The organism is Flavobacterium sp. Root935, from assembly GCF_001429295.1.
Classification (GTDB): Bacteria; Bacteroidota; Bacteroidia; order Flavobacteriales; family Flavobacteriaceae; genus Flavobacterium.
This window is the reverse complement of record NZ_LMJL01000012.1, coordinates 1559885-1584133: the sequence shown is the minus strand read 5'-3', so window position 1 is coordinate 1584133 and position 24249 is coordinate 1559885. Positions and strand designations below refer to the sequence as shown.

9 protein-coding genes and 1 pseudogene are annotated in these 24249 nt (G+C 32.4%); all 10 read right to left on the bottom strand.

The features are described 5' to 3' along the window. Positions 1-305: 305 nt before the first annotated feature. Positions 306-2180 carry a hypothetical protein gene (locus ASE40_RS21500; protein WP_057119715.1) on the bottom strand — a complete coding sequence of 625 codons (1875 nt, stop codon included), beginning with the start codon at positions 2178-2180 and terminating at the stop codon, positions 306-308. 11 nt (positions 2181-2191) lie between these two features. Beyond that, entirely contained in the window at positions 2192-4222 is a 2031-nt protein-coding gene (locus ASE40_RS21495; protein ID WP_057119713.1) for a hypothetical protein, read from the bottom strand. Positions 4223-4261: 39 nt separating this feature from the next. Then, positions 4262-5818: a hypothetical protein gene (locus ASE40_RS21490; protein WP_057119711.1), complete on the bottom strand. Its 1557-nt coding sequence runs from the start codon at positions 5816-5818 to the stop codon at positions 4262-4264. A gap of 53 nt (positions 5819-5871) precedes the next feature. After that, a complete protein-coding gene (locus ASE40_RS21485) occupies positions 5872-6966 on the bottom strand; it encodes a DUF5977 domain-containing protein (protein ID WP_057119709.1) in 1095 nt (364 codons plus the stop codon). Between the two features lie 60 nt (positions 6967-7026). Then, positions 7027-7404, bottom strand: coding sequence for a tail fiber assembly protein (locus ASE40_RS21805; protein ID WP_082586852.1), 378 nt, complete (start codon positions 7402-7404; stop codon positions 7027-7029). A gap of 16 nt (positions 7405-7420) precedes the next feature. Next, positions 7421-8575 (bottom strand): hypothetical protein, encoded by a 1155-nt coding sequence (locus ASE40_RS21475; protein ID WP_057119707.1) that lies wholly within the window; start codon positions 8573-8575, stop codon positions 7421-7423. Between the two features lie 93 nt (positions 8576-8668). After that, positions 8669-14491, bottom strand: a complete 5823-nt coding sequence (locus tag ASE40_RS21470; protein WP_057119704.1) for a hypothetical protein — start codon at positions 14489-14491, stop codon at positions 8669-8671. Positions 14492-14521: 30 nt separating this feature from the next. Beyond that, positions 14522-21940 (bottom strand): hypothetical protein, encoded by a 7419-nt coding sequence (locus tag ASE40_RS21465; protein WP_057119702.1) that lies wholly within the window; start codon positions 21938-21940, stop codon positions 14522-14524. Positions 21941-22403: 463 nt separating this feature from the next. Continuing rightward, complete coding sequence (locus tag ASE40_RS21460; RefSeq protein WP_057119698.1) at positions 22404-23783, bottom strand: hypothetical protein; 1380 nt, start codon at positions 23781-23783, stop codon at positions 22404-22406. A 362-nt stretch (positions 23784-24145) separates the two neighbouring features. Next, positions 24146-24249 (bottom strand): annotated as a pseudogene (locus ASE40_RS22455) (transposase); the annotation flags it as partial.

Below are 24249 nucleotides of genomic sequence, written 5' to 3'. Positions count from 1 at the left end.
TAAAGTATAAATAAATGCTTATTTTTTTATTTTCTGAAAATATGTAATTCCATTTCAATTGAATTTGGATAATCTTTGGAATATGAAAGTAAGAAAGAGGGAGTGAATGGCTCTAGTATTTAATTTTAAAAACCCAACTCCAAAATCAACTGATTTTGGAGTTGGGTTTTTATTTGAGTTTTAAAATTACCTCTGTAAAATATTTCCATTATAATTGTTTTGATTACAATTCTAAATGTTATATTTAAATAAAATAAATCCTATTTTTAAATAGTAATATAATGGAATAAATATATGAAGCTTTTTTATAAGATAATTGTTGTTGAATTATACTGATTCAAATTTCTACGCTGTATATTTACTCCTGCTGAAATTACTCCATTAGTAAATAAAATACCATTTTTAATATTCCATGTTGGCTGATTAGTAGATAGCCAAAAAGGTTCATCATAAGTAATATATTGATTGTCATTTTGGACAATAATATAATTGCTGCCAACGAATTCAGCTGTGATTTCATCATAGTTTACCGATGAACGTGTTTCTACATACGAAATTAAACAGCCTCCTAAAAGAGTAAATGTACAATTTGAAAATAATATTGATTTGGTTAAATCTCGTCCTGCTATTAAGTTTTTAGCTGTAATGTTTGCATTAATAAACATCAAACCAGGGAAGTTATTTCCGCCTGCAATAAACTGATCAGAATTTGTATATTTTGCGATACCTGTTATGATACAACTTCCATTACAATTAAATCTATTTATGCTTATATTTGAATTTATTTGAGCATTTCCTTTAAACTTAATGTTGACATTATTACCATACAAATAACTAAAGTTTGTTGAATTTACATGAGGTACCACTGATGAAATACTACCATGGTTAATATCACCAGATGTAAAAGCACTGTTTAAAAGTAGAAATGAACTATCATGAGTTAAGTTATCAAATTCTAAAGTTAAATTCATAAAAGACCCGACTAGATATGTTGCACCTCTAAAATTTATAGTATTAGCTTCTATGTTTATTTTTCTAGATCCTCCAGTACCACTAAAAATTCCATCAGGATTGGTTATCTTTACATTTAAAATTTTACAGACTAAGTTAGCTTCGGAAGAGTTTCCAGAACCAGCTTGATAAGTACTGGAAAATTCAATCCAAGAAGATTTAATGTCTACAAATGAATTATTAAAACCATTTCTTGATGAAGTGTTGGGATTGAAATTAATACCTCCCATAGGTATTTCTACATTGAAATATTGCCTATCTACAGTATAAATATTAGTTGTCATCACGTTTACTGTACACTCGAATTCGCTTCTTAAGTCAAATTTTTTTGTAGTTCCGTTATTCATGGCAACATTAATGTAAAAAACAGATGGCGAGAGAATCTGTATGTATGTTGAATTAGGATCTGCAAAAAAGGATGTTATCGCTGCATCTAATGTTAGATAAGGTTTGTTTGGGTTTTCTGGTTCGGCAGTTAAATTATTTCCGGTCGAAGAAACGAAGTAAACTCCTTTTACTATTTGCGAAGATTGTTTATTTCCATTTACAATCCAAGTATTATTCTCAATTTTTGTTAATGTTCGAGTTTCTCCACTTGTCATTGTTAAAGGAATATTTGCTATAAAAGAAATTCCTGAGCCGTTAATTGTGACTAAACCAGTTCCTTTTTGTACAAATTCTTTTTTTGTTCCAATAGGTAATGAAACTACAGAATCAGAAGGAATGGTAATTGTAATTGGGCTTGATGATGAAAAAATTGTTGTCTTATTAATATTGTCAATATTTAGTGTATATGCAGTAGACGAAAAATTCTCTATGTCTGTTAGCCATGTTTTAAAAATACTTTTGCTCCAATCATATAATGATTTAATACTTGGAAAAGCAGATGTTGAGTTTTTGTTTTCTTCAATATTTTGTACTTTGTTAGACTTGTCTTCTTTTATATCTAGAGAATTATTTAGATTGTCTAAAGAATCTTTTAAAACTTTCCCTTGTCTTGCATCTAAAACCTTGCCTTCCTGAGTGTAATCTAATCCATTATAATTATCAACTTTAATATTGCTGATATTATTAAATTCTAATTCCCCTTCGGAGTTCGTGGTCAGGATTTTATTTGGCTGATTTATTTCTAAATCAGCGACTTTTATTCTGTTGTGATTTGTGCTCATTTGGTTTTAAATTAATAAGATTGCTCCTGAGTTATACTTAAAGAAGGATTATTGCTAAGAACATTAAAAGGATGATAAATAGTTGCCTTTTGAGATATTATATATTTTGGTTCCGTTGGTGTTACGGCTATATTAATCAGCTCTTTAGAATTGTCAAAAGAATTAAAACCTCGAAAAACAATTAGTCGCGGTGTGTCCAATTTACTCGGGGCTGGAATTCTAAATATTTCAACTGGTGAGTTTGTCCTAATTTTAACATTTTCTAAAATCACCTGTGCTTCTCCGTTTGTCATTCCTGCAGAACCATTGTTAATAGCGTTTGGTATGGATATTATTGGATTTGTTGGTGTAATAGAGTAATCAATAACTAATTCTAAATCTTTTAAAACACAAGTATCCTTGTTTGAAAAGTCTGTGTTTAATCGGCTTCTGGTAATGGTCATGAATGGAGTTTGCAGAGAATAATTAAATTTTGCTTTTCCTGATACATAACATTGACTATTTAAAGTATTTCCTGAAAGCCAGCAGTTGTTAATTATTGAGTCCTTAAAATGTATTTTAAGTTTTGTATTTACACCATAATCTCCCGCAGCTATTCCTAGGGGAATTCTCATTAAAGCATTGGGACTGCTTATATTTCCAATTTTAATTGTAGCTGTTGTTGAAGACCATTCACCCCATAAACTAATTGGTACAGTTGAGTTGTTGGTAATAGAACTGAATTCAAAATCTTGAAAAGGGGGTGAAAAAATGCTATTCGAGCTACTTGCCGAAAAAGAATTAGCATTGTTTGTTATATTGTCAATTTTTGCAAAAGTGAGAGTGTTAATTCTTGACAAATCTATTTGGCAATTAGTGCATGTACTATCAATAATTATATTATTTATTTTTACATATTGAAATAAACCAGCAGGACTAAAAACGTTTCCTAAACCAGTAATGTTACTAAATCTAATAGAGTTAATATTTATAAAGCTATTTGGATTACCAGCGTTAAATTTTAATCCGCCGCTAATTGGAACATTTGTCAATTGCTGATGTATTATATTTACATTATTTAATGTTGTGCTTCCAACATCTATTCCATTAGTAAAAACAAGTGTTGGAGTGCCCTTTATGCCAGTAATGTTCACATTATAAAGTAAAATATTGGTTTCACTGTTTGGTCCATTCGACAACATCTTTTGTCCCATATTATAAGTCCCACCACTTGTAATTATTATTTTAATATCAAAGGGGAAATATCCTTCTAAACTTGATTGGAATTCAAGTGCTTTTTGCATAGTTGCAAATGGTTTATTTGGATTTTCGAATTGAGCAGTAGAATCATTTCCTGTAATATTGTTTACAAAAATCGTGTTCCAAATTTTTGGACTTAATAACAAATTTGAATCATTAAGCTGTGAGATATCGTTTTTTGAGCCCCTTATTGTCCATGTATCAGTGTCAATTTTTCGTAAAATCCTTGTTTCCCCTTTTACCATTGCCAAAGAAATATTCGTCAAAAAAGTAATTCCACTTCCTCCAATTGTTACAATTCCATCACCTTTTTGTGTAAATTCAAATTCATATCCTATAGGAATTGGAATGACCGAATTTATCGGTATAATAAAGTTTGTTGGATTTGCATTTGTAAAAACTTTCACTTTCTTATAATCATCGAAAGTTAAAGTATAGTTTTGTGTTGACACACTGTCAATGCCTAAGGCCCAAGACCTATTATTTGAATAATTAGTTAATATATTAGTAATCGAAATTTTTATTGATTCAATTGAATCCGCTACTTCTTGAAGACTATTTAAGTTAATATTGTCGGACGCAATTATCGTATTTATATTATCAATAAGATCTTTCAAAACTTTCCCTTGTCTAGCATCTAAAACTTTTCCTTCTTCAGTATAATCTAAACCATTGTAACTATCAATTTTAATCGCATCAATATCACTAAACTCCAATTCGCCATTGGAGTTTGTGCTTAAAATTTTATCTGGCTGATTTATTTCTAAATCAGCCACTTTTATTCTATTGTGATTTGTATCCATTTTTTGTGGTATTTTTTTTGTTCTTCTATATACTTATGCTTAAAGCACGGTTGTAACTGCAAATTGAATCCAGTTGTCTCCTGTTTTTTCGTACATTAATGCTCCTCCAGAGATGGAAGGGCAATAAACTCTTAATCCTTGTCTTGCATTTGGATATGTAGAATTTAATGTTGCAGCGTTTAAACTCGTATTTGTAGAATTATTAATTAAACCGATAATATCTAAAGTAGCGTCTAAATATTCTTTAGTAATTAAAGATCTTGCACCTCCCGAATCGATTAGGGCTTTTGTTAATGTTGGTGCAATTAATTCATCATTGGTATTTTTTCTTATAGCAATTTTACCTGTACCAGTAGCTAAAACTACTAGTTCAGAATCATTCGGAGCAAATGCACCATCAAAACCGCCTATAATAGTATTACCGCTTCCTGTATTTATTCCTGATTTTTGTCGAGGATTTAAAACAATATTATTGCTTCCAGATGTTATACTTGCGTTTGTAATATTTTCAATTAAAATATTATTCGAACCTGTTGTCAAATCTCTACCTGCTTGGAATCCAATAACAGTGTTATACTGCCCTGTAGAAGGTGCTGGAAGCGAAACATCACTACCAAAAGCTCTATAACCAATAGCAATGTTAAAATCTGAATTTATTCTAAATCCTGCATTTCCACCTAAAGCTGTATTATATGATCCAGTTATATTATTCTGCATTGTAGCAAAACCAACGCTTGTATTATAACCTCCTGTCTTTGTATAATACAAATTAGAAGATCCTAATCCCGTATTCCCAGTTCCAGTAGTTACACTATTCAATGTAAGTGAACCTAAACCTGTATTATCACTTGCTGTGGTTAGAGCGGGTAATACCGATCTACCTACCGCAGTGTTACGTATACCTGATATGTTAGATGAAAGAGTATTTCCGCCCAAAGCCGTATTACTATTTGTTCCAGAGTAATTTCCTCTACCTATTCTAACTCCATATATTGTTTTATCTACTCCCCCTAATTCTTGAAGAGATGTGTTGTTTATAATTCCTGGAATTGTTGCTGAAACTGGAATAGAAACATCATCTAAAGTTGCTAATTTATAAGGAATTGGGTTGTTGTTTTCATCTTTTCTGGAAGGCTTTGCGGGAATTTTTATAACAGTTCCACCATCATTTAAATCTCCTACAGGTGCTTCAAAACTTAATGAAGTATTTGTATTAGGAGTATTTGCAGATCCAGCAGTCGATTGATTTAATTTAAGTAATCCATCTTGAATACTTAAACCTCCTTGCACGCCATTTTTATAAAAAAAAAGATTTACCAAATCCTTATTTATATCAAGAGCACACATGTTACTATTATCTTCATTTGAAGCCCTCAAAAGGATATCTTCTGGTGCTAAATCTGAAAAAAGAGAAATCACTTTTCGACCATCAAATACAGCAAAAGCTCCATTTTCTAGAACTGATTGTAAATCCTGAGAACCACCAGTAACATTATCACTAAATTCTAATTCGCCATTTTCATTTGTTTTTAAAATTTTATCTGGCTGATTTGTTTCTAAATCAGCCACTTTTATTCTATTGTAGTTTGTATCCATTTTTTGTGGTATTTAAATTTGTTTTTATTATTAAGTTTTGAGATTAAATAAATCTAAAACTCACATTCCAAATAAATTTCACCAGTATCTGTTGTAGTAGAGAGGATTGGTCTATTATTTGTAGTTGGTGTGCTCATATCTTTGTCCCCATTTGAGATTAGAAAAAAATTAAAACCTTCTCGTTGGGTTAGTAAATAGAATTGAGCAGGATTTAATGTAATTTCTACATATGCAGTTGAGTTACTAGGTACTATTACACTGCCAAGAAAATTATTAGAATCCCAATCGTTCCAATCAATAAGTTCAAAATTTTTAAAGTAAGGAATTCGAATGTTAGAGGTATAAAGATTAAAAGTTAATGCGTTACCAACTGCATTTGTCGCGAACTTAAATTTTATTTTAGCAGATTTAGGGTTCGATGTAATTGATGAGGTATCAACTGCTCCTCTGTATCTATTAAGGGAAAATCCTGATGAATCTTTTGCAGCTCCTAAGTAAGCATTTCCTTCATAATAAGTTGTTGCTGCATCGGCATCGTGACAGATTGCCCAGTTACTATTTTTATTTTCAAATATTACTGATTTAGTTACAGGTAAAATTAAAGTAATAGGCAGAGTAGTAACAGTTAGAATATTACTATTAGTCGAATTGCCAGCAGCATCTTTTGCTTTTATATAAAAATTGTAGGTAGTTGATGATGAAAGTTCTGTGACCTCATAGCTAAACACATTAGATGAAATAGAATCTAAAAAACTATCGTCTATGAAAATGTCATAAGCAACAACTCCAATATTGTCTATTGCAGGAGTCCATGTTAATAATACTGTAGTTGCAGTAATAGATGTCTGACTTAAAGAAAAAATATTTGGGGGAGTAGAATCAATTAAACATGTTCCTAAATTATTGGCATACGCTTGACTATTGGTATTTAACCATTCCTGTGCTTGCTCATTTGCATCGTTAATGCTTAAATTTGATACAAATTTATTTGCTGGAGCAATCAGTGTAACAGAACTTCCGATTCCTGCAGCACAATCATTTTTGGTTTTCTTTAAAGTTTTTTCTGTATTGTAATAAACAGTTTCGTCTTCAACAGGAATATAATTGTCTAAATACGAAAAAGGCTTATATGTTGTGTTTTCTTCCATATATTCATTAATAATTTGCTTTCTTAAATCATTAAAAAAGACATTAAACAATTATTTTGATTAAACTGGCTGTATTGGCCAGACAATAGATGTTAAATCATCGATATCAGTTAAATCTCTAAGTTCTTGTCTATAATTTTTCCAAGCGCTTTTTTTCTCTTCAGAAAGTGGTGAATCTTCTACTTGTGTCCAGTCGCTTTCAGTTAATAATGTGTTTCTAGTAGCCCTAATATTTTCTAGAAGTTCTTCCTGACTTTGAATGAAAGGAAAGTGAGTGTGAGTTCCATTAATTACTTTATAATTTTTTGACAATGCCTGCTGCCATTCTTCTTCGGTTAGTTCGATATTAGGTTGAGGAATGTTTTCGTGAATTCCTTCAACATAAAAACCTGTGTATTCCCCATTTTGGTCGTAAGTTCCTTTATATGTATTTTTCATTTTTTAAAGTTTATTGTTAATATCCAATTGAGAACATATATCCTTCATTCGCATCGATAAGGGCATAATAAGTATTCTTTGTAATATTACCCACGTGGTTATATCCTCTGCTTCCCGAATTTGTTCTTAAAGTTGATACCATAACACTCAAAGCACCATTTGGCCAGGTTAAAGGAAAAGTGTACGTATTGGCATTATTCATTAAATGAGCCCACTGTAATATTAATCCGTTGCTAAATTTTTGATAGCCTCCAGTAAAAGGGATTAAACCTATAGAATGTCCAGCATCATAATCTGAACCTGGAGAGGTCGAAACTGAGCCGTCTGCCATTAAAAATTGACTTGAAGTTCCGCCGGTTTTAATGAAACTTTTACTTTCTGTCGCTTCAGTAAAAGTTTTAATTCCTCCAATAGTTTGGGCCGTTGTTAAATCAACGTATTTGTTATCTAGTTCCAAATCTGATAAAGAAACAGAACTTTTATACCAATAATCAACTTCGATATTACGATTGCTTATTACAGCAGAAAATGTAATTATTCCATTGTTGTAGTTTACGATATAATCTTTACCAGTTCCCTCTCTAAGAAGCTGACCATTTTTGTAGATGCGAATACTATCTTTAATAGGAATTTCTGTTAAAGTAATTTTATCATCATTAAAAGTGTCATGATCAAAATTTTCTTTGAAAGGAACAGATAAACTTCCAAGAATAGGATCAGAATTAGGATCATCTGTTTCTGTATCTATATTTTTAGCCCAATAGTTTATTTCGATATTGCGGTTGCTTATTGGATCAGAAAAAACAACGATGGCATTATCATTTAAATTGTAATCGTTAGTTTCGTTTAGTAACTGACCATTTTTATAAACCTTTACACTGTCCTCAATAGGGGTATGATTTAACTGAATATACGATCCTGAAAAGTTATCCTGAAATTCCTTGAAAGGAACATAACAATTACCAGAAATAATTCCGGCATTTTGAAAAGCAGCTTTTAAAAGTGCTGGAGTTATATAATGTTCATTATCTGTACCTGTTTCGACCATTTGAAAATTTGCTTTATCATCGTCTCTATGAACGAAATTTTCAAAAATCTCTACGAAGTCAATGTGTGAGGGAATATCTCCGTCATTGAATTTGTTGCGAAAGTCATTTCTGCTTGTTGCCATGTTATATAGTTTTATTTCTTTGCTTTTAAATGTTTTTTGATAAGACTCGATATTAAATACCAATGAGATAAGCCATTGGTATTTAATAATTTTTTAAAGAGTTAGGATTTTTTCATCACTGCTGTACATACCAGATGAATTTTCAGAAATCGCTTTAAAGTGATGATAGATTCGGTCTCCATCTTCTGTTTTTATTACTAATTCGTCGGTAAATTTTTCAATGTCGTTGAGAGGAAGAATAACTTCATTTAAGTTTGACTTGAATTCATGAATTTTTTCCCAATTCCCCTGATTATTCATTTTATATAAATGATATTTACCATTATGAACTGTTTTCTCCCAATTGAAAACTACTGGTTTTAAGATTTCTCCATTTGTTCCTGTTGGTACTCCCGAAGCTTGTAAGTCCGGAGATTCTGGCGAAACATTATCCACAATAACGACAGCTGTAATTTTTGACGGTTGTGATGGTGCATAATCGATGCTTATGATAGGATTATCAATTGTCGAATCTGAATCTGCATATTCAATTTGTTTTGAAACGGTAATCCTGTAAAACAATCCATCACCAAATGGTACATTTTCTAAATCTTCAAAATCATCATAAACATTCCATACATTCTCAAAATCTGCAGACAAAGTTTCTTCATTAATTAAAACTTCTTTCACCAATTTCATTGTTCTTATCGATTGCGCATCAAGCATTGTGTTTGCGCGATAAACATTGATTTTTCTAATTTTATATTCTGGCTGATAAGCATTTAATTCAATTTGAACTGCTGGTTTAATTCCTAAAACCTGATTTTCCAGAATTGGCATAATTCGCTTAATTTCTGGTGTTTTTGGTGGAGTAGAAGCAACTAGTTTTACAGGGCCTATAAGATCACTAAACTCTCCAAAATTCATCTTAATATCCATTTCACGAACAGCGTAGAAATAGATGTTTTGTGAATTTCCATCGAGATTGAAATCGGTAAATTGCGCTATGTTTTTATTTTCATTAATGATTTTCATCATTGGTGCGATCTCAAAATCAGTATCAGTAGGTTTTAGAGCGTTTCCATTTTTATCTTTAATGGTTTGTTTCTTGTTAACAGGTACATAGTCATTACCTTTAATATACTCATAAACAACTGGTACTTCGGTTAAGGGAACGAAAGCCGCATGAATAGCTTGTTCTACAAAATGAATTACTAATAAAGGATCTTGAACTCCTTGTGAAATTAGAACCTTATTTAATGATGTAATAGAGGTTATCGTATGCTCTTGTGTACCTTGCGCTTTATTGTGCCATTCAATAAAATCATTAATCAGTTTTATAAAATCTTCGTTGTCAGGCAATGGAAATTGGTAATTTTGAGATTCATTTTCTGGCAAAGTTTTATAATGCCCACTCAAAGCAAGACCATTAAAATCCAAAAAGTCTTTCCATCTTTCATTAAAGCTGATTTCATCATTTCCACCCAATTTGTTTAATTCTTCACGAATAGTACTCACTGTTTCAGGTTGGTACAAAATGTTTAAAAAGTCTTCATCATTGGCTCTGTAATGTAATAATCCGTAAGGCTTGCGTTTTTGACTGTATTTAGTAATAAAAGTATAAGATGATCGGTTGTAAAAATCAGGGCGGGTTGCATACAAACTACCACCTGTAATTTCTTCAGGTTTTTCCGGTTTCTCAATTTTAACAGCGTACATCGGACTCGGAATACTAATCTTCGATTTGTAGTCAATACCAGTTTTTGCATGTGTACTAATTCCGAAGATAGAGTAGTGCGTACTTTCATTTTCTCTTGGCTGAACATTTTCTTGTGTAATTCCGGAAACTGCATCAGCGTATAAATAAACTTTATAGCTCGGATAATAGTTTACACTTTGAGATGCATCATTATCATCATAATTTCGGACGTCATCTTCTTTAAGCGGGCCGTCTATTGCACCAATAATTTCATCATAATTATCCGCCATTGTTTGTGTGGAATAATTACCAAGTTTAAAATCAGGATCATCGATATATAAGACCAGATCTCCAGTAGTACCAATATTTTCTGTTTTAAAAACTTTAAACTCCTTTCTCGATTTTACAGGAACAGAACTTCCTTCCTGCATTGCACTTTTTGTAAACAATCGTACAATACCATTAGACCATTCTACAGAGTTTTGGTTTTGTGATTTAAATTGAGGATGTTGAGGCAAATTAAAATTTGGGAAAATGATTTTGTATAATCCTAAATGCTTTTTCTCAGCTAGTTCAATTGGATTATCATCTTTATCCAATTTATACGTTCCGTCTGAATTCATTTCATAAGAAACTTCAAAATGCCTTTCTATTACTGCATTTTTCCAGAGTCCTCTTGTTTTTTGTAGCTGTAAATCAGTTCCGTTTTCACTTGTATGTTCAATAACCTCTCTATGAATGACATTCAAACTCTCAGGATATTCAACTTTAAAAGCAATTTGAGGCTGATGCCAGTTAGAATCTGTTTGCATGTTCTGAACCAGTGTACACAATCTACTCTCTGGTATCTGAATGTTTTGGATCTGTTCAGAATCTATTGTTGCATCTCCATCAGCATGAAGTTTGTCGGTTACTTCCTTTTTTAATACTTCAACTAATGCATAATCAAAAACATCGTTATTTTGAGCATCTTTTTTAAGTACAACTTCAACATTCTGGATAACATAATTTTGATCTCCAATCGTTAATATTCCTCCGTCAAATCGTGATTTATTAGAGTTGTCTAATCCAATTTTAACCTCTTGCCCGCTGCTGATAATTTTATACTCTCTTATTTTAACAAAAGAGGTAAGATTATTTATAGACTTGTTATCAATACTCTCAATTTGACCGTATTCAACTTCAGGAAGCCCGTCTTTATAATACAGTCTAAAATGGTCAGCAAGTATTTCCTTATCATCAGGAAAAATAGATTCTTTGTTAGTTTTAGCCTCTTCAACAGAAATTTCATTAGGAACAGGATAACTCAATAATTCCTGAGCTGAATAATAATCAAACAAAATTCTAACTAATGTTTTATCTTCTCCAGTAATTTTACCCAATAATTCCTGTTCAGACAAGGAGGTAAACATTAATGGTTTTTCTTCTGTAACAAGAAGTGTGTTAATGTTGCTCGGAGGCATTAAATTATTGGCAGGTTTTATATTAGATTTAATGCTGATTTGGCGTCCAGATGTTGCTCTTGAGAAAATATTAATTCCATATCCCTGATAGATATAAGTGTGTTCTCCTGTTTGTTCCTGAACTGCATTTAAAATTGATTTTCCAGCATCAGGAATAATAATCGGAACGGTTTCATATTCTGATTCTTTGAAATTTTGATTAACACTTTTGTATTCGATATCATGCGATAATTCCGGACTTTTCCATTTTGATTCTGTTTCAGTTTTATGATCAATTCCTAAATAAATGGGAAATGTAAATGCACTTCCATCGTACTCTGCTGAAGATTTAAAGAAATCACTATTATCTTTACTGATATCATAATCTAAAACATCATCCATAAATAAGCTGACATATCTTTTCTTTCCATCAAAACTATAACCTTCAGAATCTGTAATCCTGGCATTTGGGTTTTCTTCTGAGTCCACATTTAATCCAGGAACAATCTTACTTAATTGAACAGGAAGAGGCATTCGTTCTGTATTTATTGAAGTCGGAATACTCATCGAAAGATGTTGTACTTCAGTTCCTTCAATACCTTCTTCCAAACTTCCAAAAGTGGTATATTCAGTTAAATAAATATATTCTCCAGATAAAACTTCATCATCAAGATCAATACAACCCAATCCTAGCATACGTGCAACATGGTAGTCGTTTGCAGCAATGTTTAAAAGATCCAGATAAGATATTTTAGTTAAGTTTTCAGCATATTGTTGTTCTTCTCCTTCTTTTGGTTCGTTTATAGGAATACGATCCCCAAAAGGAATATCTTTTTCTGCCGTTGGATTATCTCCTTCCTTACTTAAATCAATGTATTTAGATACAATACATTTGATGTTTTCATCAGTAATATCATTTTCGTTAGTAGGTTTATTCCACTTGTCTTTGTAATTTTTAATATTTACATATTCACCATCATTAAATTTTAACCATTTTCCATGAACTGCATTTGGCTTTGGTTCTAGCTGTCCAAAAACGGTCATGTCTTCTGTGCTTAAGGCATAATTCCCTTTTAAGTTCCAATCTCCGTTAGCATTGGCATTTGTAATGAAATCAGAATAAAACTCAAATTGAATAGTATTTAAAAGACAATTATTTGCTTTAAAGCGAATACTTCGGCCATTTTCGGCAACTAATCGAATAGTACTATTTAATTGTTCTGAAGAATAAGATTTACGATTGCTAACTCTTTTAGAAGCCGTAATCTTATTTTCGGCTACAGATAAAGTTTCAAGCTTGACATTTTTTGAAATATTTGAAGACGAAAAATCCAATTCTGCAGCAAAAAACAAATCTGTTTTAGATTCAATTTCAATCAAATTGTTTCCGTAAGCCTGCATAAAAGCAGTAGGATTTGTTAGTGGATCTATGCTAAGTTTAACGGTTTTATATTTTGTTTTATTTTGAAAATTAATATAAACAGATCTCTGCGGATTTGTTGTTTTATAAATCCAAAGCGCCTTTTTGTTGTCGACAACATTAGGATTTTGGGTTAGATTTATGGTTTGACTGACTTTTGTATAAGGCGCTCTGTATACTTTTACAAAATCATTCGGTTTATTAAAACTTAAACTAGAATTGTCACCCGTAAATAATTCTCCTTTTGGAAGATGATTTTCTCCTAATCTGCCTGCCAGAACCCAGCGAAGGTGAATTCCTTTCGTACTGTCAATTCCTCTCGAACCGGCTGTAGCAATTTGTAAATAGGTAGACTGCAGATTTGTTTTTTCTGATGAAATATCAATTATTGATGACGTTCTGCCAATATTAAATTTAATACTAATTCCTGAAGGGTTTTTGACATTATTTAAAGTTACAAGCGCTGAAAAAACACCAAGAGCAAGAGGTCGGCCTTCAATTTGAACAGCAACTTCAACTTGAGATTTTCCAGGAATTGTAACCGAGTTTTGAAGCTTAAAGACAAGTCCGTTTAAATTATTTTCACTATGAATTTTTGTACCTGCATTTAACGTCAGAGGAACTCGGTTTTTGTTAGTAAGAACCAAAGTTCCGCATGGTTGGCTAATTCGTGTGCCTTTCTTCAAAGAAGGATAAATCAACTTGTTATCAACAATGCTTACATTAGGGAAACAACCTATTTGAAATTTAGATAAATCGTCTGCAAGTTTATTTAATTCAATTCCTAAAGTACTAAAATCTGAAACTCTGATATAATCAGAATTCATCGCAGAAACATTGTCATTTTTAGAGATTGGTGTTCTTTCTAAAAAGTTCGCCAGCGGCGTTGTCAACTCTTCAATATTCTCAGCAGAGCTTGTAACTCCATACACAAAAACTTTCGAAGTAAGATTTAAATCAGTAAATAGGCTTTTCAATAAATTAGAATTATTGACCTGCATACCGTCTGTAATTACAAAAACGATATCAGGAGTAACCGACAGATTTTTAACAGCATTTAAACCAGATGCCCAGTAATCAGATTGTATGTAAGCTCTTCCGTTGCCATATAAATCAATCCAGTCTTTAAAGTCCTGATAATTGCTTGAAATTTTTTTCTGAATAACATTATCTTGTCTAACAGCAGTATCGCTGTTAGACATTCCAATTAATGAAAGGGTGATTTTACTTTGCGCCTGAGAATTGATAAATGAAGTCAGTCCTGAGCGAATCTGCTGTGCTTCGTTTCCATTGATTGAACCCGATTCATCGACTACAATTGCTACATAAGTTTCACAACCCGAGAGTTGACTTTCTTGAGGATTTATAGTACTCATTTTTTGTCTTATTTTTTAAAGATTTATATTTTATAATGGCAGTATTTGTGTATCAAGAATGTTTGTTACAGAAGTTCCATTTCCTTCAGTATTCCACATTTTGTATTCAAATTTGATTTTCAGCTCTTCTGCTGGAATTGTTTTGTCTCTGTGCATTATTAATGCCTGAGAGTAATCTTTTGAATGCAGCACACTGTATTCAGATTTTAGATTTCCAGCTCCATCGAGTACTGCAATTGTATTTTGAATTTCTTCTAATGGCATTTTCGGAATATTAAATGGCTCAGGATTACGAATTAAAAGCGCTATGGTCTCTCCAGAATTCGTATTAATAATTCTATTTACCTCAGTGTTTTGAGCAGGATCAAGAGGAGACAATTTTAAGATTCCTTCAATGGCACGGTCAAACAAATGCTGATATTTGGCAGCAATAGAATCACTTAAAGCATTCGTAATATTTTCACTTTTAGGAGCGATTAAATAATACAAAGCATCAATGCGATCTTGATTCATGTTGACCTTCACATCATACATTGCACCTTTCGTTTTTTCTTCATCTAAGAAATAGCTCTGAACCTGTTCGTGGAAATCTTTATAGCGAGAAGTCTGGAATCCAAATTGATGTACCAGAATATTTTTGCTTTCACTGGTAACTCCTATTTGAGCACCATCAAAATAGTTATTGACTAAAACCGTGTAAAGTTTAGAAGGCTTTAAATTGGTTAAACTCGTTTTGTATTTTAATGATTTTGGTTTTAAAGGATTTCCTAACTCTAAGCTGCACTTCATTGTAGAAGTATCTTTAATAAAATTGTTTAATATTTGAATACCTGCCGGAATTCTTGGATCGTTATCGCCGGTCCATTTTTCACTTTCATCATCTACTTCCTCTGGTTTTGGATAAATAATTTCTTCTTCTCCTTCTACTATTTCCTTCATTGGAAATTCGATCAACAAATCAGTCAGCGGATCTTTAATGAAAAGATTTAATGCTCCTTTAATTTCAGGTCTGCCATTATCATATTCAGCCCAGTTTTTAAACAGGTGAGAAGTATACGGACTGTTAAAGAATAAAGAAATAGTACATTCTTTATTTCCATAGAACGAAGGTTTAGACTGCAGTAAACTTCCATCTGCATTTGGATAAGAACGGTTATAATCCAGATAACTTCTTAATGATGTTAATGGAGATTTAGACAATTCTGTCAATTCATTTTTTGCCGGTGGACTTTGGTTTTCTGGCGTTACAGGATCTGCAACAGGATAATGTCCGATTGGTCCAAGTGTTTTAAAACCATAATAATATTTAAATTCAGCTGGGTTCTTTTTATTATCATCAACAGTATCAGTTAATGTAAAATCTAAACAATAGGTTGTATTAGGTCTCCAAATTGGCTGTACCGTATTTTCGACCGCTGCTTTCATGGCTTGAAACCGCTCTGCTACAGCCGGAATATCCAGAATAGTTTTATTGTGATAATAATCTTCTTTGCTCAGCCATTCTACACTTTGAATGTAAGTCGTGTAATCTAATTCAGGATCTTCGGAGCTTTCTGTATTCGAACAAATGACATTATCAGTCGTAATTATTTTTGAATTTTTAAGACTTCTTGTAAAATCTAATCCGGTAACTGAGCTTAATGCGGTTATGTTAATACTTCCGTTTGTTAAAGCAGTTGTTGATGTTGTCACTGTAACATTAGCAGCAGGATATAAAGAACAATTATCAAATGCATCACTGAATAATGAAAAATAAATTCCTTTTTCGTTTGATTTAGCAGAAAGCATCATGATCTCATTTACAGAAGGTTCATTTTGAACCTGAATAATAGAAGCATTTTTAATGTCGCTTTCTCTCTGAATTAATCTTGTAAGACCTAATGTTTCATTAAATACAAACAAATAATGTGCATTGTAAGCGACAATAGAATTATTATTTAATGCATTGTTTGATAAATAAACAGCTGAATCAAAAATGGTATCATTTTTTACCAGTGAAACAGTATTACCATCAATTTGTGCTAAACCAAATTTATCGTTCGATAATTTAACCGAAAGCAAAATTTTGTTATTCGTTGTCATTGCATCAACAATTTCAACAATTTCAGTATTTGAAAGTACCTTTGTGTCGGTTACTGTAATAACTTTTGAAGAGATGTTAATACCTAAACGGATGATTTTTTTATCTTTCGTGATCAGGCTAAACTCGGTATCATTATGCTGAAGAACTTTAATTACTTCGTTGTTTATATTAGAATGATAAACAATTGTTCGATCGCTTCCTTTAATCCAGTATATCTGAGTTTCATTTGATAATGTAGTTATCCAAAGCAAATCATTTCCTGTTAGTGGCAATACTTTGTTAAATCCTAAAGAATAAGTGTTCAAATATTGCGTTCCCAAGATTGGATTTAATTCTTCATCCATTTCAACAATTGCCGTTGCTGCAATAGGAGAAAGGCACCCTACAATAAAATCGAGATCAACAGTTGCTTCTCCGATTCCTTTGCATTGTTCTGCATTTAAAGCCTGAGTTACTAATAAATTACCATTTACAACTTGTACAGAAGTAACAACTCCGTTAATCAAACGCTCTCTGATAATACTACCTTCTGAATTAACTTGTAACAGAATAGTTGTTTTTGAATTCGTTTCAGGGTGGAATGTTATTACATACGAATCATTAAATTTAATTACCTGATCAAAAGAATACGAAATTCTTCCGTTATAACCGTAATAATGTGTAAACGTTAATGCATTTGGATTACCTCCAGAGTTAGCATTGTCATTACCGGCATTCAATTTTAAGATTTCTAAATCGGCTAAAAGAGAATTATATCTATCAATCTTTTCTGGATCAGTCAATTTAATTTCAGTTTCTCCGGTTAGATCATAAGAAGTTTCATCAAATAATGCTGCAATTTCATTTCTAATTTCTTTAATACGTTTTGCATTTGCAGAAAGAGGACTAATTACAATTTTATCGATCTTTTTCTTCTGGTCATCAACCTCCTCACTATATAAAGTTATCTCATTTAAAAATTCTGCTTTGGTATACGTTTGTTGTTCTGAAAGCTCAGTTCCGGTTTTTCTAAAACGAACAGGGATATAAGATGTTAGTTTTTCGCCATCTTCAATTACAGACTGGTAAGCAGAAATTACGACTTCTTTTGCCTGAGTTGTTAGCTTAATTGTAGGATCAATTGCTGATTCAGGGAAAATAATTTCTAATTCGTTATCATTTCTAAATGACAAAGATCTATTGTAGCCAAAAGGATTTCTATCGCTTGTAATACTCATGAAATCTCCGCCTTCAAGAGTATTATTTGCTGTAATTTCAGGAAGTTCACCAAGAAGTTTGAAGAATAATCCATTGATTTTATCTGCTTCATACTGCATCGGCACATAATAACGTTTCCCTATTTGCTTGTTAAGGAAATCTGTATGCTGTTTTTCGATTTCAGAAGAGGCACAAAATAATCTTGATGGTGTAATTCCTAATTGTTCTGGAATATGCCATCCAGGCTCTCCTGCGCTTAAAAAAGAAAACGGATTGGTTGCTAATACACGAATAGAATCATATTGGTCAATTGCTTTCTGCCAATGTGCCCAAGGTAAACTCTTCAAGTCATTGGTTCTTTCTTTCTTTAATACAACTGCTTCAAAAGGATTATAATCTACCCATGCAGAACCATTCCAAGATTTTAAATTGATTGATTTAATTCCGTATTCATGTTTCACCTGACGCAATTTTCTACCCGCTTTCGATGTCTCTTCAGGAGGTATCTTATCTGTATAATTTTTAGCATCAGCGGTATATCCTCCAATTTTTTTAGATAACTCAGGATTAGGCAATACACCTTTAGCCATTTTAATATCGATATAAGTATCTAAAGGAATTACTGCGGATATAAACTCGGGTCTTGGAGTACCATTCGCAAAGACTTTATCTTTATCGTAATTTTTATCTCCAATAGATTTAAAATAATCAAGAGCAAATGCCTGATTGGTTAACATATGAACTCCTTTTACGTTCTCTAAAGTTCTGTCGTCCTCACCATCTCCAACTGTTCCTTTTGGCAGCGGACTATATGGCGTACGATCTACAATTCGGTTAATGTCCCACTGAAGTTCAACTTTAAAGTTTTTACGAACTCTTACAAAACCAATTCTTACTCGGACACTTAATTCCAGTTTTGCATAAATTAAAAACGGCTTAAAGGACTCTACAGAGAATATTGTATCCAAAGCAATTTCTACATTAATAATCAAAAGTTTGATTTGGATTCCTCCGCCGGCAGTAATATAACCACCCATTTGAGGACGTTTGAACGAAATTTTGCCTCCTAGTTCCAAATACGCCCAAAGTTTAACTTTGGCGGGACCAAAACTCTGCTGCAATTTGAAATCTAATCTTGCGCCGGCTTCAATTCCCTGAGCAGAAATCATAATAAAAGATTTTGCTGTAAATAAGGTTAAGACTTCTGCTGTGATAGGGTCTTTTTTGCTTCCGAGATTTACATACCAAGGCTTTTGATTCTTAAAGAAGAACCCAGCTTCTAATAGTGCATGAAGTTTAATAATTTGACCACTGTCTTTTGGAATGCTGAAATCTGCTCCAGCTGCCAATTCTAACGAATCATCACCAAAGGCAACCATCGCAAAAAATGGCGGATTACTAGGATCTGTTTCAATAAGTCCTAAACGTCCCGAAATAACATTAAGCCCTGCTTCAATATAAAACAAAGTAGGCAGAGACAGCAGCAGCATTGCTCTCAAAGAGAGTACATGACCGCCATCTGCAACTGTACCGAAAGTAGCTCCGGCTCCAATAGAAAATGGAGTGTCATATTCCATCGAATCTGGCGGTCCGCTGAATTTTTTAATGTTAATACCCGGCTTTGGATGTTTATAGAAGTCATACCAAGAATCGTCTTTTGTTAATCCTGCGGCTTGTTTGGTGGCAACATATCTAAATCCTAGTAATCCTCTAAATGCATTAATAGCCAGGAATCCAAGTGGGATAGGAACAGGTAGATCAATATTAGCATCGATTAAAAAAGCTGGATATTTGGGCATAAAACGCATTCCAACACTTCCTGAAATTTTTGCTTTAGGAAGTTTTAATCCAACCTCACCAATAAACTCCTTAGATTTACCAGGCTCAGGAAGCGTAATCATACCGTGGATAATAGCCATAGCAGAAGCTTCTGTAGCAGTTCCTGGAATAATTAAATCAACTTCAATAGTTTGAATTCTGATAAATGAATCTTTAGGACCTCCATCAACAGCATAATAATATTTAACACCTTCACCACGTGCATCTACTCCAAGCGGATTGATACTAATGGCACCATCAAATCCCCAGAAATTATATTTACGGCCGTTAATTTGAGTCGAACCAAAGTTAATATTGGTAACCGCCATTTGAACAGGACCCAAATTAACAGAAAGACTAATCGGAATAGGAATTGATCCTCCTTCGACTTCAATGTTTCCATCGCTGTAAACACGAAGTTTTTCAACTTCAAAGCCTTTTCCTTTTAATAAACTGCCCATTAAAGTTTCTTTAGGAAAAGAAACAGAACAAGATGTGCCTAAATAGTAATCATCGTCTTGTTTACCAAGCTCGAAACTGTTAAAATCTATGTTTACAAGATCAAATAGATTTGCTCTTGGCTTATTATCTTTAGCAAATGAAGCTGTAAGATTGAAATCTCCATCATCGTATAAGTGACCTTCGAGGCCAACCTTTAATGCATTATTATCTTCTCCCTTAAGTTTAGGGATTTCTAAAGCTCCTTTAATATTAGAGCTGACAACTTTGTTTTGTTTGAAAGTTATATCAAATTTATTGAAACCTACTTTGAAACCTTTTTCAGAAGAACCAATAGTTTTCCAAAGAGTATTATCTTCTATTTCCAGCAAAAATGCCTGATAATCCATAGCGCTGCTAAAAGAATAATCTGTATTCGCATTTATTACTGAAGATTGTAATCCAGCTTTTGTTTTTAATGCTAATGGAAATTTAAAAACGTACGGTAATTTGGCTGCGTATAACTTTTGCAAATAAACAAGCAAAGCAGGGTAGTCAGCAATTTCTTTTTCATTTACAACACCATTTACTTCGTCTTTTTCAAACATTGTAATGGGGTAGTAGAAATCGAATTTTTCATTAAAATAATTAAATGAGCCACTTTTTGGAGCTGGGACACTTTCCAGATAAATATTTCCAGAAAGACCACCAGAACCCACTAACAAATCTGAAGCCCCAATTTTTAATGTTGAAGGATTGTCTGGATCGTCTTTCGAATAAAACCATTTTGAAGGTAGTTTAACAGAAGCTGCGCGGGCATAAACGCCAACGAAATCATTCGGACGTCCATCTGCATCAGCTTCTGGAATATTGGTTTTCTTGCTTAAATCGACTTTTAAAGTATCTAATTCCAGTATTAAACCTGTATTACCAATCATGGCATTTGCAGGCGTTAATGTACCTCCTAATTCTGCCTGGTAACCAATACCAGCTTCTGTATCTGCATACAATTGCGCTTTGGCAAATACGAAGGTGGACTTTGTTGCTGGATTTGGAAAAGCAGAGCCGTCTGGTTCAACAGGCTTTAGAATGCTTTGTGGGAATTCGATACCAGCACTTAATTCTAATGTGGCTTTGGCTTTTGGAGTAATGATTCTCTTAATATGAGCTTCGATTCCGTCTGGAGCTACAATGTTGTAAAAATCTTGTAATCTTTGCTTGATTTCGTTTACTGTGAAACCTGCTTTAGCAATATAAACACCAAATAATAATAACGGAATCGATTTTGTAATTGCATTATTATTGTTGATTAATGTGATAATACTATCGATTGATTGTTCAACATCTTCTCCAAATCCTAATTCTTCAAAAGTTGGATCTTCTTTTAGTTCATCTAAAGAGTTAATATCTGCTAAAAGCTGTTCGTATTTGGTTTTTCCTTCTTCGGCTTCAACAAAAATATTCATCATGTGGGCAATCACTTGTTCTTCGCTGATGCGGAAAACCTGAAGACCTACAGAATAAAAATCCTGTATAGAGAAAGAAAAACTGCTGGAGCTAAATGTTTTTAAAAAAGCTAAAATTTCCCATTGATATTCCAGTGTAATTGGAAACGATGAAATAGACTGATCTCCGTCTTTTAAATCTGGATTAAGGACAAGTTTAAGATCAAATGGCAGCGGAAGCGCTAGTTGACTGCTGGTTACAATATCAAGACTGTAAAAAGCAGAATCACCTCGATATCCTTTTGAATATTGTAAATTTTTATAATGTATTTTATCGAAAATAGAATTTAGACCATTTTCAACAAATGATAGAAATTCGGGTAAGTCGTCTACAGTAATAACCTCCGATAATCGAGGATAATATCTTGCTGCAGGAATTGGATGTGCAGGAATAGGATTAGTTGGCATATTCTAATTTGTTTTTGACTTTATTTTGGTTCGTGTTTCGGCATGATTAAGTTGGGAGTATAAAACAAACAGGGTTTGCAAATGATTAAAACGTTCATTAGTTTTTGTTCAGTTTTATGTTTTTTTGAGTTCAAAAAGATGTTTCAAAAAACAGCCTGATTTGAATTGTTTTTGAAGTGTTTTTCTTTATTACAGTGTAAAGATCTGTCTAAAATTGGGGTTTAAAAAGCAGATGCATAGTGGTTTAACATGGATGTTCTGAGGCTTTACAGAGTTGTAAAGGAAGTGGATGAGTCTTGCGGTTTAAATTAGGAATTAACAGAAGCGATTCTGTTTTTGGGAAGCAAATCAAGATTGCCCAGATATAATAAATTATGTAATTTTTTATAATGATCTTACATTAGAATATCTGAGCTATCGAGATTGAAAAAAATCTAAAATATATTGTCTTTTTATTTATGAATTATTTTCTAATTCTTTCAATTAAAGTTGAAGTAATTTTGATATAAGACCTTATTGCTTGATTTTTAAGATTAGTATTGGTGGAATCTTTAAATTCTATTAAATTTCTGCAAACTATTTCTACTGACACATCAGCAAGGTTTTTAAAACTTGATTTGTTTATACTGTCATAAACGTAATATTCATTAAACATTCCTAAATTTTGATCCCATCCTGTGTGACTTGCTACTAAAGTTGCTGTAGTGTCTGTTTTGTTAATACTATCAATCAAAATTAATTCATTAAGGTACCCTTCTCCATAATGATTTGGAGAAAGTAAAGCATTTTTAAATTTTATCACTATTTGAAATTTACTGATTTCTGGAGGAATGTTTCCGCTACCGAAAATAGTGTTGTCTACATTAGCTATCATAGTTAATCTACCAAGAAAACTATTAGATAAAGTTCCTGAATTAAAGGAACCTAGCAATGTATCTTGTGTAGTATTAGTAGTAATGTATGGAGATGGTGTATCAATAATTTTTTGTTCTCCATTTAATAGAATCTTAATGTAGCTATTGTCATCTTCTGTAAGCATATATCTTATGCCATTCCTAGTAGTCCAAAGTTTTCCGTAAGCATCACGCTCAATAGCTCCATTTTGTGGTGTTGTAGTGAAAGTACCACTAGGAATCACTAATGCAGGTTTGTCAATTGTTCCAGCACTAAGTTCAAGTGTTTTTGCAGTAATATTTCCCTCTTTGCTAATTGTAGAAGTAGTATCGGTTCCGTTACTACCTGCAAAGACTAGACCCGTTCCTGTTGAAATTGATTTAATATTTGCTCCTGTTCCAGCGTTTGAAATATTAACATTGTCATTTTTTGTATTACCTGTAATTAAGACAGTTTTATTAGCTGAATTAGGAGAGTTTACATATAAAGCAACTCCATTACCGTAACAGTAAAAATGCCCGGCATAGCCCGAATTGGTTTGAGATAGAATACCTTTTCCTTTTGTGTTGTCACAAAACAAACTCGTTCCTGAACTTGATGATAGAGCAATATTTTTTGAATCGTTATTGTCAGAAGTATTATTAATTACAATTCCGGCATTTTGTGGATAAGAAGTATTTGTTGCAGTTTTTACACCCGAAAATGTCTGATTTCCAGATAATTTCATGTTGTTGCTATCTGATTGCTCTACCAAATCTTTTAATACTTTTCCTTGTCTGGCATCTAATGCTTTTCCTTCGGTTGTACAATCTAAAGCATTATAATTTTCTGTTTGGAGATTGTTTAGATCGCTAAACTCTAATTCACCTTTTTCATTGGTCTTTAAAATTTTGTTACGCTGATTTGTTTCTAAATCTGCCACTCTAATTCTGTTGTGATTTGTACTCATTTTTAATTAATTATTTACGGGTTTTAAAAATTACAGGCTTGTATTCAGTTATTTTAGGGGTAACCGTAATTAATTCAAGCTGAAGTATACTTCAAAAAGACTTTTTGATAATCTTTTATAATGTACAATGCAACTTGAAAAATTATTGTTTAAAAATTGTGTTAGTGGCGTCACAATAGATTTTTGTTTTACAGGAATGTAAACAAAGAATAAGGTTTGGGTATTAGCTTAAAAATAAAGACAATAGAAGAGTAGGGAAACCTATAGTTTTAAGTTTCCAAATTGGTTTTTAAAATGTAATTTTTGGGTTTTCTTAGAAGATCTTTAATTTTAAAAACAACTCAAAGATTCTTGTCTTTGANCAATTTTTTGCTTAATAAATTTATTGCTGTAAATATGTTCTGCATGGTAACCATTTTGCCAGATTTTATAGGTTTGTTCCTTCTTTAGATGCTCGCATGACTTC

Excerpts from the sequence above, each read along its gene's own strand:
- ASE40_RS21500 (WP_057119715.1), bottom strand. The coding sequence starts at position 2,180 with ATGAGCACAAATCACAACAGAATAAAAGTCGCTGATTTAGAAATAAAT.
- ASE40_RS21495 (WP_057119713.1), bottom strand. The coding sequence starts at position 4,222 with ATGGATACAAATCACAATAGAATAAAAGTGGCTGATTTAGAAATAAAT.
- ASE40_RS21490 (WP_057119711.1), bottom strand. The coding sequence starts at position 5,818 with ATGGATACAAACTACAATAGAATAAAAGTGGCTGATTTAGAAACAAAT.
- ASE40_RS21485 (WP_057119709.1), bottom strand. The coding sequence starts at position 6,966 with ATGGAAGAAAACACAACATATAAGCCTTTTTCGTATTTAGACAATTAT.
- ASE40_RS21805 (WP_082586852.1), bottom strand. The coding sequence starts at position 7,404 with ATGAAAAATACATATAAAGGAACTTACGACCAAAATGGGGAATACACA.
- ASE40_RS21475 (WP_057119707.1), bottom strand. The coding sequence starts at position 8,575 with ATGGCAACAAGCAGAAATGACTTTCGCAACAAATTCAATGACGGAGAT.
- ASE40_RS21470 (WP_057119704.1), bottom strand. The coding sequence starts at position 14,491 with ATGAGTACTATAAATCCTCAAGAAAGTCAACTCTCGGGTTGTGAAACT.
- ASE40_RS21465 (WP_057119702.1), bottom strand. The coding sequence starts at position 21,940 with ATGCCAACTAATCCTATTCCTGCACATCCAATTCCTGCAGCAAGATAT.
- ASE40_RS21460 (WP_057119698.1), bottom strand. The coding sequence starts at position 23,783 with ATGAGTACAAATCACAACAGAATTAGAGTGGCAGATTTAGAAACAAAT.